Source organism: Hafnia sp. HMSC23F03 (assembly GCF_001816025.1).
GTDB lineage: Bacteria > Pseudomonadota > Gammaproteobacteria > Enterobacterales > Enterobacteriaceae > Hafnia > Hafnia paralvei.
In genome coordinates this window covers 84,604-99,783 of the sequence record NZ_KV824214.1, presented here as the reverse complement: position 1 = coordinate 99,783, position 15,180 = coordinate 84,604, and the positions used below count along the sequence as shown (strand labels likewise).

The window sequence follows — 15,180 nt, the reverse complement described above, 5'->3', positions numbered from 1 at the left end:
AGCTAGCGCGTCTACCAATTCCGCCACCTTCGCACATCAGATTACTTTTTCGTACTACTTCGAACTACATTGCCGAAATATGCTCACCAGCTTGGTGCGAAGAGAGGGACTTGAACCCTCACGTCCGTAAGAACACTAACACCTGAAGCTAGCGCGTCTACCAATTCCGCCACCTTCGCATACCGTTTATATTGCTTTGCAGCAACATAACCACGGAGGCGAATTCTAGAGATTTTCGCGGTTACGTCAACACTTATTTCCCCATCGATGTGTGTTTGTGGCGTGTTTGGTGAAAATGTGGACATTTATTTTGTAAATTGCGTTAGTGCTAGAAATTATTGCGATGAATGGTGGTTACGGAGCAGAGCGGCGAAGGGAGTACGACTGATAAACCTAGGCATATCAGTCGTAGAATTCATTAGCGTTTTTTCTTGGCGATAGCTGCGCGACCCAGACGAGCTGAGTAGACTTTGAAACGCCCTGTTTGAGCTAGCACTTCATGTGAGCCAAAAACATCGTCAAGCAACTGTGGATACGGCAAGAACGCGTTAGCCACGATGCGCAGTTCGCCACCGATTTGCAGCTGTTTTGCTGCGCCGCGGATCAAGGTTTCAGCGGCAGTTAAGCTGGTCTGCATTCCATCGTGGAACGGTGGGTTGGAAATGATCATATCAAAACGGCCATTCACGTCTGAATAAACGTTGCTGGCGAGCACTTCACCCTGAATGTCGTTAGCTGCCAGCGTTGCACGGCTGGATTCCAACGCCGCTGCGCTCACATCGGTAAGCGTTAGCTTAACCTTGGGTGACATTTTGGCCATTGCCGCTGACAACACGCCAGCACCACAACCCACATCCAGCACTTTGCCTTTCATGTGTGGTTCAAGCGAAGAAAGTAACAGGTGGCTGCCGATATCCAAGCCGTCACGGCTGAAAACACCTGGAAGGGTTGCGATAGTGAGGCTGCCTGTCTGGTAATTTTCCCACCAGTCTTCAAGATTGAAATCGCACTGTTTTTCTAAACGTCCATGATACAGACCGCAGCGACGTGCGCTGTCAATTTTCACCAGAGGCCCGAACGTTTCGATAATGCCTTCTGCACTACGCACGCCAGCGCGGTTTTCGCCAACGATAAACAACTCAGTGCCAACTGGCATTAAAGAGAAGAGGTTTTGCAGTTGAAACTGCGCTTCCTGTTTGCTCTTAGGCCAGTAATAAATCAGGGTATCGCAATCAGCGACTAAATCTGCGTCTGCCGTCAAGCCAAACCGGCAACGTTCGCCCATGGTACGGCTCAGTTGCTGCCAATGATGATATTGATTGGTATGAACGCGAACCTCTGCCGCTTCAAACTGTGCTGGCAGGGTATCTTGTAAATCGCCTGCAAAGAGGACTCGGCGTGGTTCAAATTCCTCGCTGTGGCGCAGAATGACTTCGCTGGCAGGGGTAAATAATGACATTAAACGTGTTTCCTTAGGTTAACTAGGCGGGGAGTATATACCCAAATTACGTGGAGTTGCAGTAAGGCAGTAAGAGAGGAAATTCGACGCAGAGGCAGCTTCACGTAAAGATGGGGAGAGCTTTAATGACGTAGGTTCGATAGGTTTGCTAGAATAACGCCGCAGATAGTCATCTTAACGTCTCTTTTTATCTACAAGCAGGACAGTATGGCCTCCCGACGCGATCTTCTTTTACAGCAGCTTGGTATTACCCAGTGGGTGCTGCGGCGTCCAACTGCGCTGCATGGCGAGATTGCGGTCAGTGTATCTGGCTCGACTCGCTTGCTAATTGTATCGGCTGAGCCGATTTCTCCTGATGACATATTACTGTGTGACGTACTCAAGGCGTTGATGCTATCGCCTGAACAGGCGGTGATCCTCACGCCAGATCAATACGCCATGCTAAGAGATAGCGAAAAATATCATGTCTGGTGGCTCGGTGAAACATCGACGACAGAACGCGACGGCGTGATGCTGCACTCTCCGGCGCTCAGCGCGCTTTATCATAACTCCGGTGCGAAACGCGCCCTATGGCAGCAAATTTGTCATGATGAACAACATTTCTTCCCTCAAGGGTGAGATTTCTCCTCTTACCGAGGCCGATTTTAACGCTGCTTTTGAGATTGAGCGTGCAAGCCATGCATTTCCATGGACTGAAAAGACCTTCCTCAGTAACCACGGTGAACGCTACTACAATCTGAAACTAGAGTGTGATGGCGTATTAGCTGCTTTTGCGATTACGCAGGTGGTGCTAGATGAAGCGACATTATTCAATATTGCCGTTGCGCCAACCCAGCAGCGTAAAGGTCTGGGCCGCGAGTTGCTAGAAGCATTGATTTCCGATCTGGAGGAAAAAGGCATTGTGACATTATGGCTCGAGGTGCGGGATTCCAACCGTGCGGCAATAGCGCTTTATGAGTCGCTAGGTTTCAATGAAGTGTCGGTGCGACGTCATTATTACCCAACCGCCGATGGGCGTGAAGATGCGCGCATTATGGCGCTGCCGCTGGGCTAAACGGGAAAACAACGTTTTTGTTGTTATTTGATTTAAATACAACTATTTTGTTGTTTTTATTGAGGGCAACAATAAATAAGTTGTATTTGAAGTGAAAAACAACAGATTAGTTGTTAATTGCGTGATTAACAACTAATCTGTTGTTATTGTCTTATGCTGAGTTTAACGCGATGAAACACCTCTCTGAGCTACCCAGCTTGCTTAAACTTCGTCGGCAGCAACTTGATCTCAACCAAAAAGATATGCTGATGAAAATCGGGATGTCGCAGCAGCAATATCAGCGAATTGAGGCTGGAGGCGATCCGCGCCTTTCGACGCTGCTGCGAGTATTGGAGGGAATGGATTTGGAGTTGCTGTTGGTTCCGAGCAATAAAGTTTCTGCGGTGGAAGAACTCATAACTCCAATGTCTAATCATCACCGGGGGCCGATGCCATCAGATGAACAAGCGCAGGCTCAGTATGATGAGTGGGAAGATATTATGCGTAAATTAGAGGACTAGACGTGAGCAGGCAAACTGAGTCCGTGCAGGCATTAGCGCTTTATCTCAACCAACAACGTATTGGGATTTTGACGCATTATGCAAGTAACCATAATATTCTAACCTTTGATCCTGAATATATTGCGTTACCAACCACGGCTCGCCCTATTTTTACGCTGCAACAAGTTATCAAACCTCATTATCTACAGTCTCCGCTGAGATCGACTATGAAGCTGCCTCCGGTGCTGTCTAACCTTCTTGCAGAAGGCGCGCTGCGCGACTGGATGACGCAAAAGCTGAAAGTTCATCACGACGCCGAGTTTCCCTTACTTGCCTATACCGGTGGTAATTTGCCCGGCGCACTTATCGCGAAACCTCTTCCATTGGGTGATATTCCTGCATGGGCATTATCTGCGCGGGGGGAACGTTTAGAAGCGATACAGATTGAGGTTTGCCATCAGGCTGATAAGTTTTCTTTGGCCGGGGTGCAGATGAAATTTTCCGCCCAAGGCCGAGATAATCGCTTCAATGTTAGTGCAGACACTGACGGTGATAGCTGGATTATCAAAACGCCGTCAACGATCCACGCCCACGTGCCGGAAAATGAATATACGGCGATGATGCTGGCGAAAGCGATTGGCGTTGAGATCCCAGAGATTAAATTAATCGAGCTGTCTCAGTTAGATAATTTACCCAAGATTAATCTACCTGATGAACGCTACGCATATGCCATTCGGCGGTTTGATCGTAGCGAGGTGGGTAGGATACACACTGAGGATTTTGCTCAAATACTTGAGGTCTATCCGCAGGGAAAATATGGCAGCTATAACTATGACATTATGGCGGCGTTGTTATACCGGTTTGGTTCCCGCGGTTTAGCTGACGTACAGCAAATGGCACGGCGTTTACTGGCGAATGTGCTGCTGGCTAACGGTGATGCACATTTGAAAAACTGGACGATGATCTATCGCGATGCTTTAAACGCTCGATTGTCTCCGGCCTATGATATTGTGACGACCTTGCCTTACGTCTTAGGCGAGGATAGCGTGGCTCTGAATATGGCCAGAGAAAAGCGTTGGGGCAGCATTGAGCTGTCTACCTTTGCGCGCTGGGCTGAACGTATTGATATTGCCTGGCCTGCCATTGCCGTACATTTACAGGATGTCATTTCAACGGCGCGGCAAATTTGGCCTTCGATGCTTGAGGAAATGCCGATGATGGAGGAACACAAAATCTTCTTAAGAAGCCATTGGGCAAGTCTATCTCCCGACTTCCGTATCGCAGTGCCTTAGCGCTTAAAACGATTGATTGTCTAACCTGTCTAAATCAGGGAAAATAGCGCGCTATACCCGTCATACTTCGAGCTGCATGTGCGTTGGCTACGTTTGTTCATCCTAGTCACATAGTTATCTATGCTGGTAGGGATTCACAAACTTGCCGCCTTCCTGCAACTCGAATTATTGAGGTTATAACCCTTTTTATTCCCACTTTGCGTATCAATAAATCGTCTTGATTATGGGCGTTGGCGCAGGGTGGCTAACGATAGAATGTGAAAAACATGTCTCCTAGTGAATACGCACGCGAAGTGGCTAAACGCCGTACTTTCGCAATTATTTCTCACCCCGATGCCGGTAAAACCACGATTACTGAAAAAGTTCTGTTATTCGGACAGGCTATTCAGACCGCAGGTACGGTTAAAGGCCGTGGCTCTAACCAACATGCCAAGTCTGACTGGATGGAGATGGAAAAGCAGCGTGGTATTTCTATCACCACGTCCGTGATGCAGTTCCCTTATCACGACTGTTTGGTTAACCTGCTTGATACCCCAGGGCATGAAGACTTCTCGGAAGATACCTATCGTACGCTGACTGCCGTTGACTGTTGTCTGATGGTGATTGATGCCGCGAAAGGCGTCGAAGATCGTACCCGTAAGCTGATGGAAGTTACCCGTCTGCGTGATACACCGATCCTGACTTTCATGAACAAAGTCGACCGTGAAATCCGCGATCCGATGGAATTGTTAGACGAAGTCGAAAACGAGCTGCGTATTGTATGTGCGCCAATTACATGGCCAATCGGCTGTGGTAAATCATTTAAAGGGGTCTATCACCTCTATAAAGATGAAACCTATCTGTATCAGACGGGTAAAGGCCATACTATTCAGGAAGTGCGCATCGTTAAAGGTCTGGATAACCCTGATTTAGACGCGGCTGTTGGCGACGATTTGGCTGAACAGCTGCGTGGCGAATTGGAGCTGGTGAAAGGTGCTGCTGCCGAATTTGACAAAGATGACTTCCTGAACGGCGAGCTGACACCGGTATTCTTCGGGACTGCACTGGGTAACTTTGGTGTGGATCATATGCTGGACGGCTTGGTTGAGTGGGCTCCTGCGCCAATGCCGCGTAAAACCGATACGCGTGAAGTTAGCGCTTCCGAAGAGAAATTCACCGGCTTTGTGTTTAAGATTCAGGCAAATATGGATCCTAAACACCGTGACCGTGTGGCCTTCATGCGCGTGGTGTCCGGGCGTTATGAGAAAAGCATGAAGCTGCGTCAGGTTCGTACTGGCAAAGACGTTGTGATTTCTGATGCGTTAACCTTTATGGCCGGTGACCGTTCACACCTTGAAGAAGCCTATGCTGGCGACATCATTGGTTTGCACAACCACGGTACTATTCAGATTGGCGATACCTTCACACAAGGTGAAGATATGAAGTTCACCGGCATTCCTAACTTTGCCCCTGAACTGTTCCGCCGTATTCGTCTGCGCGATCCTCTCAAGCAAAAACAGCTGTTGAAAGGTTTGGTTCAGCTGTCAGAAGAGGGCGCCGTACAGGTGTTCCGTCCAATTCATAACAACGATCTGATCGTTGGTGCGGTCGGTGTGCTGCAGTTTGAAGTGGTGGTTGCACGTCTGAAGAGCGAATACAACGTTGAAGCTATCTACGAATCTGTCAACGTCTCAACGGCTCGTTGGGTTGAATGCGATGACGTGAAGAAATTCGAAGAGTTTAAACGTAAGAACGAGCTTAATCTGGCGCTGGATGGTGGCGATAATTTAGCCTATATCGCACCAACGATGGTCAATCTCAATCTGGCAAGCGAACGCTATCCAGAAGTGAAATTCCGCAAAACACGTGAGCATTAATCTTTTTCCCGCATAGTTTTTCTGCTGAATTTGTTCAAAAACCGCACTCTCGTGCGGTTTTTTTATGCCTGAAATTCGCAGAATCGTCTTAATAAGCCGCTTTTTTGCACAAAAAAACGTCAGTTATTGTGATCTAAACTGCATTTTTTTGTTACTGGGCTATAGTTATTCCAGCGGCGCAAGACATCTAACGCCAAATGAATTTATTAGTTTGGCTTAAGTATTGAATGCACCACGGTAACAAGGTTGGAAATATAACACATTGATTTTGAATCAGCAGACTAACGATTGACTCTTCACTCTTAGGAGTGATTAACCAAGTTTTTGATGGTTTTCCAGACATGATTTGTTAATCTTTTGTTTGTTAATTGCTGATTTGAAACTTTTCTAGCTTTGCCAAGGTGGTCTCTGGCTGCATTTTAAAGCATTAGCACAGCGAGTCTCCGATGAGACGATGTGAAAAGGGCCGAAAGTAATACGGTCCGCGGCGTACAGCCGTTACTGAAATCAAAAGGAAGAAATCGATGAAAAATACCAAGTTTGCACGTTCAATGATGGCGATTGTTTTAGGTTCCGTACTGGTTAGCGGTAGTGCTATGGCAGAAGAAACCTTAATGCAGAAAGCACAAAGCGCGGCTGACTCTACCGGTGCGAAAATCGATAGCTCCATGAAGAAAGTCGATGGCTATATGGATGACAGCGGTATTACCGCCAAGGTAAAAAGTGCGCTGGTCGATGCCAAAGACATCAAAAGTAACGACATCTCCGTCAATACCAGCAAAGGCGTAGTGACTCTGAATGGTTTTGTGTCTTCTCAGGATCAGGCTGAGCGCGCTGTGAAGCTGGCGAAAGGCGTCGAGGGTGTTAAATCCGTCAGCGACAAGCTGCACGTGAAAGACAGCACCAAATCCAGCGTTAAAGGATATGCCAGCGACACGGCGATCACTAGCGAAGTAAAAGCTAAACTGCTGGCCGACGATTTGGTTCCATCACGTAACGTGAAAGTTGAAACCCAAGACGGCTTGGTACAGCTTTCCGGTACGGTGAAAACTAAAGCCCAATCCGATCGTGCCGAAAGCGTTGCTAGCGCGATTGAGGGTGTAAAAAGCGTTAAAAATGATCTGACAGTAAAACAGTAATCTGCTTTCCCCGAACGTACTTACCCAAGTACGTTCGGAGTGATTACCCTTTAGAAATAACTGAGAAAAGAGCAGAGCGCCTTCAGTTAGGCTCTTAATTTTTATTTAGGCAAGGTAAGGAGAGCATATGTTTCGTTGGGGAATTATCTTTTTAATCATTGCATTGATTGCAGCAGCATTAGGTTTTGGTGGCTTGGCCGGTACGGCAGCTTGGGCCGCTAAAGTGGTGTTTGTCGTCGGTATCATTCTGTTCCTGGTGAGCTTGTTTACAGGCCGACGTCGTCCTTAGGTGAGGATACCCTTGTTGCTCATGGCGAGTATTTTTCGACAAGAGCCATTGGGGTATCGACACCAAACCCACCATCCGTGTCTGATGGAAAGCGCAATAGGTTTGTAAATATGAACGGTGACATTGTTGTTGGTAAGTGGAAGCAAATTCGCGGTCAAGTCAGGTCTACTCTGGCTGAATGGCTTGGTCATGACGGTGAATGGCTTACTGGCAACAATGATTGCCTCCTCGGATTGTTGCAAGAGGATTACGGAATCGCGCAAGACAGGGTATCCTCGGAGGATGTAAAGATTCATTGAGGATGGATGGTTGGGATATAGAATACCGATTACGCTGGGTAATATTGAGCCATTAGCGTACAAGCCCTACCAGCCGGGAAAAATAGCGCTGGTATGTGAAGGCGGCGGACAGCGTGGAATATTTACCGCTGGCGTGCTGGATGAATTCCTACGCGCGCGCTTTAACCCCTTCGATCTCTACCTCGGCACTTCTGCTGGGGCACAAAACCTTTCTGCGTTTGTTTGTGGCCAGCCCGGCTATGCTCGGCGCGTTATCACACGTTACACCACTTCCATTGATTTCTTTAATCCGCTGCGATTTGTGCGTGGGGGACATTTGATCGATCTTGATTGGTTGATCGAAGCGACGGCCAACGATCTTCCGCTGGCGATGGATTACGCAGAGCAGCACTTAGGTGACGATCGCCAATTGCTGATGTGTGCCAGTCGCAGTGAAGATTTCGCGCCAACCTATTTTCCTGCCAAGCGCGACAACTGGCTTGAGGTGATTAAGGCCAGCAGCGCCATTCCGGGATTTTACCGTTGGGGCGTTGAGCTAGATGGTGTGAGCTACCACGATGGTGGAATTAGTGATGCGATCCCCGTACGCGAAGCGCATCGACGCGGTGCTGATACTATTGTGGTGATCCGTACCGTTCCGTCGCAAATGTTTTATACACCCAAGTGGATGCGACGCATGGAAGCTCTGCTGGGCGAAAGCAGCCTGCAGCAGATGGTTAAAATGTTGCAGTATCACGAGAAAAGCTATCGTCGCATTCAACGCTTTATTGAGAAACCGCCGGGAAAAGTGCGAGTCTTTGAAATCTATCCACCGAAACCATTAGCAAGTCATGCCCTCGGTAGTAAAGTCGCGGCGTTAAATGCTGATTACCATCTGGGACGACGCTGCGGCCGCTATTTCTTGGCAACCGTCGGGCATTGGCTATTGCCGCGTGAAAACCAGCCCAATACTAGCAAAAAGCTGGCTTCACGCCGTTTGTTGCAGCCTTCAGATACCATTGCGCCTGAGGTGCCTATTGTTGCAGCAAGCCATTCAGCGGCTAAAACGGGTATTTTACTGCCAGAACCGCAAACAAACATGGTTGCTGAAAAGTCACTGATTTTGCCCGATAGCGTTCATCTGGATAAGAGTTCGCGGCAAAAAGGAGCCGATCCTGCGGGTAGTGTGACACAGGCAAATCCACAGCACACGGATAAGCCAACGTCGCAGGACAGCACGTCATGAGTGAGGGTAAGGATGAAATCGGTCGCCATATTCGGTTTATCGATACCCACTGTCATTTCGATTTTCCCCCGTTCAGCGGGAACGAGTCTGACAGCATTGAATTAGCCTACGCACAGGGAGTGCGTCATATCATCGTACCCACCATCAGCGCAGAACGCTTTCAACGAGTGCTAGCGCTGGTGAATCTCCATCCCATGCTATTTGCCGCTGTCGGGCTTCACCCGCTTTATATCGCGCAGCATATCGAACAGGACATCGAACGTCTCTCGGATGTTTTAGCAAGCAAACCAAACAGGCTGGTTGCAGTAGGGGAGATCGGGCTCGATTTATTTATGGATAATCCCCAGCTTGAGCGGCAGTTAGCCATCCTGAGAACGCAGTTAACGTTAGCGAAACACCATGATTTGCCAGTGATATTGCATTCCCGCCGCTCGCATGATCAGCTGGCTCGTGAACTGAGAGCGGTGAATTTATCACGTGGCGGTGTCGTTCATGGCTTTTCCGGTAGCCTTTCTCAGGCACAGGCTTTTATTAAACTCGGCTACTATATTGGCGTGGGCGGCACGATAACCTACGAGCGGGCGCATAAAACCCGTCAGGTCATAGCTGAGCTGCCGTTAAGTGCGCTGCTGTTAGAAACGGATGCTCCAGATATGCCACTTTCTGGCTATCAGGGGCAGCCAAATCGCCCTGAACGCGTACTGAATGTCTTCGAGGTTCTGTGTGAGTTAAGAGCAGAGCCCGCCGCAGTGATTGCTGAGACTATTTGGCAAAACACCTGTAGATTATTCGGTATTTCCGCATCATTTTAGATACTTTGATAACTATCCCAAAAGTGACTACGAAAACGTGTGCGTGATAATGTGATGCATATCTCTTTTTTGTGATTTTAGTTGCTTCCAGTTGTATAAAACTGTGACAGCCTTGACCAATATTTCCTCCCCCATCGGTATAATCGCCCCCCATCGGCGAGAGAGTTTTACGTCGGTATTCAACCTAAAATCTAACGCGTTACAGGGACTATTCCATGCAACTTATTATGAGCGTGGTGGGGATGGCGGTACTCATTCTGATTGCCGTGCTAATTTCGAGCAATCGCCGTGCTATCAACCTACGCACCGTGGCTGGCGCATTTCTTATTCAGGTCGTTATCGGCGCTTTCGTGCTTTACGTTCCGGCTGGGCGCGATGTATTAGGCGCGATGTCTTCTGGCGTCGCCAACGTCATTGCCTACGGAAATCAGGGGATTTCATTTATTTTTGGTGGACTGGTGTCTGACAAAATGTTTGAAGTCTTTGGTGGCGGTGGTTTCGTATTCGCATTACGTGTACTGCCTGTTATCGTCTTCTTTTCTTCATTAATCGCCGTACTCTACTATCTCGGCATTATGCAAATCGTTATTCGCCTGCTGGGCGGCGGCTTACAGAAAGTACTGGGTACTTCGCGTACTGAATCCCTATCTGCAACGGCAAATATCTTTGTTGGGCAGACAGAAGCGCCGCTGGTGGTTCGCCCATACATCTCAACCATGACTCAGTCAGAACTGTTCGCCGTGATGTGTGGTGGTTTGGCATCGGTGGCAGGTTCTGTTCTTGCGGGTTACGCGCAAATGGGTGTTCCGTTAGAGTATCTGATTGCCGCATCATTTATGGCGGCTCCGGGTGGATTGCTGTTTGCTAAATTAATCGTGCCTGAAACGGAAAAAACGCATGATAAAACGGACGCAGCGGAGCTGATTGCTGAAGAAGATCGTCCTGCTAACGTCATTGACGCGGCAGCATCGGGTGCGGCATCAGGTATGCAGTTGGCATTGAACGTGGGCGCCATGCTGCTGGCGTTTATCGCGCTGATTGCGTTGATCAACGGCATGCTGGGGGGGATTGGCGGCTGGTTTGATTATCCACAATTATCACTGGAACTCATTCTGGGCTGGGTGTTTTCTCCTATTGCTTACCTGATCGGTGTGCCTTGGAACGAAGCGCAGATTGCCGGATCCTTTATTGGCCAAAAGATTATTGTGAATGAGTTTGTGGCATTCATGAACTTTGGTGAATATCTGAAGGCCGATGCGGAAGTTGCGGCTGCGGGCTTACAGGTGCTGTCTGACCACACTAAAGCCATCATTTCTTTTGCACTGTGCGGCTTTGCTAACTTGTCTTCGGTGGCGATTTTGCTGGGTGGTCTAGGTAGCATGGCTCCAACGCGTCGTCATGATATCGCCCGCTTTGGCCTGAAAGCCGTAGCGGCAGGTACCTTGTCTAACCTGATGAGTGCAACTATCGCTGGTTTCTTCTTGGCGCTTTAATCATTCTAATTATCTCCAGCTCGATGAGCGGGCTGGAGGTTCTTACGCTTTCTTCTCTACCTTAAACGGATCGATCCCGCGTCGTTGCATACGGCGAAAACGGATGATATTAAATCCGTTCATCAGCAAAAAACTCCCTTCAATCAGTGAGCCACCAATCGATCCTAGCCAGATATTGTGTGTGACCCAACAAGCCGTAGAGCACCACATGACACAGCGGGTGGTTAATCCTCGAGTACGAAATAATGCCCATGTACTGGCGACAGTGCCAATAATCGGCAGCAACTCCATCGCATGTTGCAGGCTATAACCACCAAACCCTAACGTGAGCACAATAAAGACCAACATGACCCAGTTGCTACGTGTGCGGGTTGAAATCACCGTTCGTACCGCATTGAGCTCAGCGGCGGCACTGGCCGAGTGGGCGCCCATTAGAAAGAAATGCAGACCAATAATGGCGGAATAGATAGAGAGCTGATACTTAAAACGTAGTTCGTTACGATTGAAAAACGTGGTGATGCCAACCAGAAACGCCACAACGCCTACGCCTTGTGCAAACCACTCGTAACTACTCATAAATTCGTCCCTTGATTAAATAACAAAGCGACGTTCAGAAGAACGCCGCTCAAAGCTCAGGCTCTATAACCTTGTGTTTAACTTAGCCCACTACTTGTCACTCACTACTCGTCACTCACTACAGCGTTACGCCGCTTTTAAATATTGCTAGCTCACGGAAGTCATTAATTTCATTGCGGGTTTGATGACCATTAGCAATATCGACGATCATATCTACGAATGAAATCAACAATTGATCCATGGTTTTGCCATGCAACAATTGCCCAGCATCGAAATCGATCCAGTGTGGTTTCTTCGTGGCGATTTCGGTATTCGTTGCCAGTTTGACAGTAGGAACAAAGCCACCGTATGGCGTGCCGCGACCTGTACTAAACAACACCATATGACAACCAGCACCGGCTAGTGCGCTCGTTGCTACCGCATCATTACCCGGCGCGCTGAGCAGGTTCAGCCCTGGTGTCTTGAGTCTTTCTCCATAGCGCAATACGTCAATCACTTGGCTCTGCCCAGCTTTTTGCGTACAGCCTAGAGATTTCTCTTCTAGGGTTGTGATCCCACCCGCTTTGTTGCCCGGCGAGGGATTTTCGTAAATTGGCTGGTTGTGCTCAATAAAGTACTGTTTGAAGTTATTCACCATCTCAACGGTTTTTTCAAACGTAGCTTCATCGCGGCAGCGGCTCATCAGGATACGCTCAGCACCAAACATCTCAGGGACTTCGGTTAGCACGCTGGTGCCGCCGTTAGCAATCACATAGTCGGAGAAACGCCCCAGCAGCGGGTTAGCGGTAATTCCAGATAAGCCGTCAGAACCGCCGCATTCCAAACCAAACTTGAGCTCGCTCAGTTTGCCTGATTCGCGACGATCGTTGCGCATGACCTGATATAGCTGGTGCAAATGCTCAATACCAGCTTCAACTTCATCATCCTGTTGCTGGCACACCATGAAATGCACGCGCTCGGCATCATATTCGCCCAGCGTTTCACGGAATGCGGCAATTTGGTTATTCTCACAGCCCAACCCAACAACCAGGACAGCACCGGCGTTAGGATGGCGCACCATGTTTTGTAGCATGGTGCGGGTATTGATGTGGTCGTCGCCCAACTGTGAGCAACCAAATGGATGAGTGAATAGGTACGCACCGTCGATGCCTTCAGCATCACCCGTTTCTTTCATAAAGCGGGTTAACATCTGCCGCGCCATACCGTTCACGCAACCTACGGTGGGTAAGATCCACAGCTCATTACGGATCCCGACGTCACCATTTTTGCGACGATAGATCTGTACTTCACGATCGGCCATTTGAGCTGGCAGATTGGCAAAGTCCGGCTGATATTGATATTGATCCAGATCGTTGAGGTTAGTTTTCGCGTTTTGCGAATGGATATGTTCACCAGCCAAGATTGCGGTAAGCGCATGGCCAATTGGCAGGCCATATTTGACGATCATATCGCCTTGCGCTATCGGCGTTAGCGCAAATTTGTGGCCACGAGCGATATCGGCTGGTAGCACAATAGAAAAGGATTCAACGTCGATGGTTTCACCCGCGCTCAGATCGCGCAGTGCCACCGCGACATTATCTAACGGATGAATTTTGATAACGCTTTGCATGTTTTGCATAATTTAATTCAGCTCTGCTTAGGCAACTGCGGACAATGATGAAACGGCAGAACGCATGCCTTGCTGATCGATTTGCTGCAAATAATCAGCGATCGTTTGTGTCATCTCAGGGATCTGATTCAGATCTTGGCCCCAATGATCGGCGTCGCTCAGGATCGTATGCACGAGATCATTCAGGCTTTGGGTACCTGCTTGCACAGCGTCCCAGCCCGTACGATAGCGTTCAAGCCAGTGAGCGTCGTCTTGCAGTGGGTAAGTTTCGCCGTTACGTTCGCCACGGTAGAAAGCAATCAACGCGGCCAAAGCAAAGCACAAGCGCTGTGGTAGTTTGCCCGTCTTATGCTGATAAGCGATCACCTGAGGCAGAATACGGGTGCGGTATTTAGTCATCCCATTCAAAGCGATAGAAAGCAGCTGATGCTGGATAAACGGGTTACGGAAACGGCTCAATACGGCATCAGCAAATGATTTCAATTCATCGGCAGGGAGATCTAATACCGGTACGATCTCTTGGCTAATCGCTTTTTCAACGAACTCTGTCACCTGCGCGTCATTCATGCTTTCGCCCACGGTGTTCAAGCCCGCCAAAAATGCGACGGGAACGAGCGCCGTATGGGCGCCATTAAGAATCGCAACCTTACGCTCTTTATATGGCTTAATGTCGTCAACAATACGGATATTCAGCGGTTTATGATTTTTTGCAAATGCATCTAAACGTAGCTCTTGTGCCAGCGACTGCGGCCCTTGGATCACGAACAGATAGAAATGTTCAGCCGTATCTAAAAAGGCATCCTGATAACCTAACTCTTCAGTCAAGGCTTCAACTTCACCGCGTGGGTATCCGGTCACAATGCGGTCCACCAAAGTAGAGCAGAAGGTGTTATTTTGCTCTAACCACTGAATAAAGCGCGATGGCAGATCCCATTGTTGTGCGTAGCGCAGTACCAGCTCGCGGAGTGCTTCGCCGTTGTAGTCAATCAATTCGCACGGCAGCAATACCCAACCTTTGTCAGCGGCACCGTCAAAATGGCAGAAACGTTCGTATAACAAGCGAGTAAGCTTCGCAGGGAAACTGGCAGGTGGCGTATCCGTGAGCTTATCTTCGGGCACATAGCTAATCCCGGCTTCGGTGGTATTCGAAAACACGAAACGGATATTGGCATCATGAGCCAGCGCCAAATAAGCATCAAAGTCCTGATACATATTGATTTCGCGGTTTACGCTGCGAATGATGCGTGATTCACGCACCGCTTCACCTTGCTCGTTCAGACCACGAATGATGGTGGTGAAAAGCCCATCTTGGGTACTCAGCGACGGTGGGAAATCGCTGTTCAACGGACGTACAACGACTACGCCCGCATTTAAATCGGTATGCTCATTCAGTAGATCTAATTGCCAATCCACAAACGCGCGCAGGAAATTACCTTCACCGAATTGGATAACTTTGTCAGGGTGCTGGCGGCCAGGGAAGTCACGACGATTAAGGGTTTGCATTTTAGGAGCTACCTCAGAGCGTGACCGCCATGTTATGGCGGTCATCAATATATAAAATAAACAAGAATGGGGTCTTTAAAAAATGGGCGGCTAAA

The 15,180-nt window shown here is 48.7% G+C and carries 14 protein-coding genes and 2 tRNA genes (1 of these 16 only partly in view); 10 read left to right on the top strand and 6 right to left on the bottom strand.

Annotated features, from left to right (window positions below; genetic code table 11):
* The 3 genes from HMPREF3091_RS06085 to rsmC all read right to left on the bottom strand — a co-directional run.
* Nucleotides 1-33: transfer RNA gene (locus HMPREF3091_RS06085), tRNA-OTHER, on the bottom strand (it extends 53 nt beyond the left edge of the window).
* Nucleotides 34-92: 59 nt separating this feature from the next.
* Nucleotides 93-179: transfer RNA gene (locus tag HMPREF3091_RS06080), tRNA-Leu, on the bottom strand.
* Between the two features lie 239 nt (nucleotides 180-418).
* Nucleotides 419-1,459, bottom strand: a complete 1,041-nt coding sequence (gene rsmC / locus HMPREF3091_RS06075) for a 16S rRNA (guanine(1207)-N(2))-methyltransferase RsmC (protein ID WP_070714790.1) — start codon at nucleotides 1,457-1,459, stop codon at nucleotides 419-421.
* 207 nt (nucleotides 1,460-1,666) lie between these two features.
* On the opposite strand from rsmC, the gene HMPREF3091_RS06070 reads away from it, so the two are divergent.
* The 10 genes from HMPREF3091_RS06070 to HMPREF3091_RS06020 all read left to right on the top strand — a co-directional run bounded on the left by HMPREF3091_RS06070 (nucleotide 1,667) and on the right by HMPREF3091_RS06020 (nucleotide 11,397).
* On the top strand, nucleotides 1,667-2,077 hold the full coding sequence (locus tag HMPREF3091_RS06070; protein WP_004846719.1) for a DNA polymerase III subunit psi: 411 nt from the start codon (nucleotides 1,667-1,669) through the stop codon (nucleotides 2,075-2,077).
* A complete protein-coding gene (rimI, locus tag HMPREF3091_RS06065) occupies nucleotides 2,046-2,513 on the top strand; it encodes a ribosomal protein S18-alanine N-acetyltransferase (protein WP_083321373.1) in 468 nt (155 codons plus the stop codon). Before HMPREF3091_RS06070 ends, rimI begins: the two co-directional genes overlap by 32 nt.
* Before the next feature lie 170 nt (nucleotides 2,514-2,683).
* Nucleotides 2,684-3,013, top strand: coding sequence for a helix-turn-helix domain-containing protein (locus tag HMPREF3091_RS06060; RefSeq protein WP_070714788.1), 330 nt, complete (start codon nucleotides 2,684-2,686; stop codon nucleotides 3,011-3,013).
* 2 nt (nucleotides 3,014-3,015) lie between these two features.
* Entirely contained in the window at nucleotides 3,016-4,284 is a 1,269-nt protein-coding gene (locus HMPREF3091_RS06055) for a type II toxin-antitoxin system HipA family toxin (RefSeq protein WP_070714786.1), read from the top strand.
* A gap of 266 nt (nucleotides 4,285-4,550) precedes the next feature.
* Entirely contained in the window at nucleotides 4,551-6,140 is a 1,590-nt protein-coding gene (prfC, locus tag HMPREF3091_RS06050; RefSeq protein ID WP_004846728.1) for a peptide chain release factor 3, read from the top strand.
* A gap of 524 nt (nucleotides 6,141-6,664) precedes the next feature.
* The gene (osmY, locus tag HMPREF3091_RS06045; RefSeq protein WP_070714784.1) at nucleotides 6,665-7,279 is read left to right on the top strand and encodes a molecular chaperone OsmY; all 615 of its coding nucleotides are present in this window, start codon (nucleotides 6,665-6,667) and stop codon (nucleotides 7,277-7,279) included.
* A gap of 127 nt (nucleotides 7,280-7,406) precedes the next feature.
* On the top strand, nucleotides 7,407-7,568 hold the full coding sequence (locus tag HMPREF3091_RS06040; protein ID WP_004846733.1) for a DUF1328 domain-containing protein: 162 nt from the start codon (nucleotides 7,407-7,409) through the stop codon (nucleotides 7,566-7,568).
* A 309-nt stretch (nucleotides 7,569-7,877) separates the two neighbouring features.
* Entirely contained in the window at nucleotides 7,878-9,092 is a 1,215-nt protein-coding gene (locus tag HMPREF3091_RS06030) for a patatin-like phospholipase family protein (protein ID WP_004846737.1), read from the top strand.
* Complete coding sequence (locus tag HMPREF3091_RS06025; RefSeq protein WP_070714781.1) at nucleotides 9,089-9,904, top strand: TatD family hydrolase; 816 nt, start codon at nucleotides 9,089-9,091, stop codon at nucleotides 9,902-9,904. The genes HMPREF3091_RS06030 and HMPREF3091_RS06025 overlap by 4 nt, the downstream gene beginning before the upstream one ends.
* A 227-nt stretch (nucleotides 9,905-10,131) precedes the next feature.
* Nucleotides 10,132-11,397: a NupC/NupG family nucleoside CNT transporter gene (locus tag HMPREF3091_RS06020; RefSeq protein WP_172635526.1), complete on the top strand. Its 1,266-nt coding sequence runs from the start codon at nucleotides 10,132-10,134 to the stop codon at nucleotides 11,395-11,397.
* A 42-nt stretch (nucleotides 11,398-11,439) separates the two neighbouring features.
* Here HMPREF3091_RS06020 and HMPREF3091_RS06015 read toward each other — a convergent pair whose 3' ends face one another.
* The 3 genes from HMPREF3091_RS06015 to HMPREF3091_RS06005 form a co-directional block, all read right to left on the bottom strand.
* The gene (locus tag HMPREF3091_RS06015; RefSeq protein WP_004846743.1) at nucleotides 11,440-11,973 is read right to left on the bottom strand and encodes a YgjV family protein; all 534 of its coding nucleotides are present in this window, start codon (nucleotides 11,971-11,973) and stop codon (nucleotides 11,440-11,442) included.
* 118 nt (nucleotides 11,974-12,091) lie between these two features.
* Complete coding sequence (locus tag HMPREF3091_RS06010; RefSeq protein WP_070715238.1) at nucleotides 12,092-13,582, bottom strand: UxaA family hydrolase; 1,491 nt, start codon at nucleotides 13,580-13,582, stop codon at nucleotides 12,092-12,094.
* 27 nt (nucleotides 13,583-13,609) lie between these two features.
* Nucleotides 13,610-15,085, bottom strand: coding sequence for a tagaturonate reductase (locus HMPREF3091_RS06005; protein ID WP_070714780.1), 1,476 nt, complete (start codon nucleotides 15,083-15,085; stop codon nucleotides 13,610-13,612).
* Nucleotides 15,086-15,180 lie beyond the last annotated feature (95 nt).

Coding starts and splice junctions, on each gene's coding strand:
- HMPREF3091_RS06015 (WP_004846743.1), bottom strand. CDS start 11,973: ATGAGTAGTTACGAGTGGTTTGCACAAGGCGTAGGCGTTGTGGCGTTT.
- osmY (WP_070714784.1), top strand. CDS start 6,665: ATGAAAAATACCAAGTTTGCACGTTCAATGATGGCGATTGTTTTAGGT.
- rimI (WP_083321373.1), top strand. CDS start 2,046: ATGATGAACAACATTTCTTCCCTCAAGGGTGAGATTTCTCCTCTTACC.
- HMPREF3091_RS06005 (WP_070714780.1), bottom strand. CDS start 15,085: ATGCAAACCCTTAATCGTCGTGACTTCCCTGGCCGCCAGCACCCTGAC.
- HMPREF3091_RS06060 (WP_070714788.1), top strand. CDS start 2,684: ATGAAACACCTCTCTGAGCTACCCAGCTTGCTTAAACTTCGTCGGCAG.
- HMPREF3091_RS06010 (WP_070715238.1), bottom strand. CDS start 13,582: ATGCAAAGCGTTATCAAAATTCATCCGTTAGATAATGTCGCGGTGGCA.
- rsmC (WP_070714790.1), bottom strand. CDS start 1,459: ATGTCATTATTTACCCCTGCCAGCGAAGTCATTCTGCGCCACAGCGAG.
- HMPREF3091_RS06040 (WP_004846733.1), top strand. CDS start 7,407: ATGTTTCGTTGGGGAATTATCTTTTTAATCATTGCATTGATTGCAGCA.
- HMPREF3091_RS06025 (WP_070714781.1), top strand. CDS start 9,089: ATGAGTGAGGGTAAGGATGAAATCGGTCGCCATATTCGGTTTATCGAT.
- prfC (WP_004846728.1), top strand. CDS start 4,551: ATGTCTCCTAGTGAATACGCACGCGAAGTGGCTAAACGCCGTACTTTC.
- HMPREF3091_RS06070 (WP_004846719.1), top strand. CDS start 1,667: ATGGCCTCCCGACGCGATCTTCTTTTACAGCAGCTTGGTATTACCCAG.
- HMPREF3091_RS06020 (WP_172635526.1), top strand. CDS start 10,132: ATGAGCGTGGTGGGGATGGCGGTACTCATTCTGATTGCCGTGCTAATT.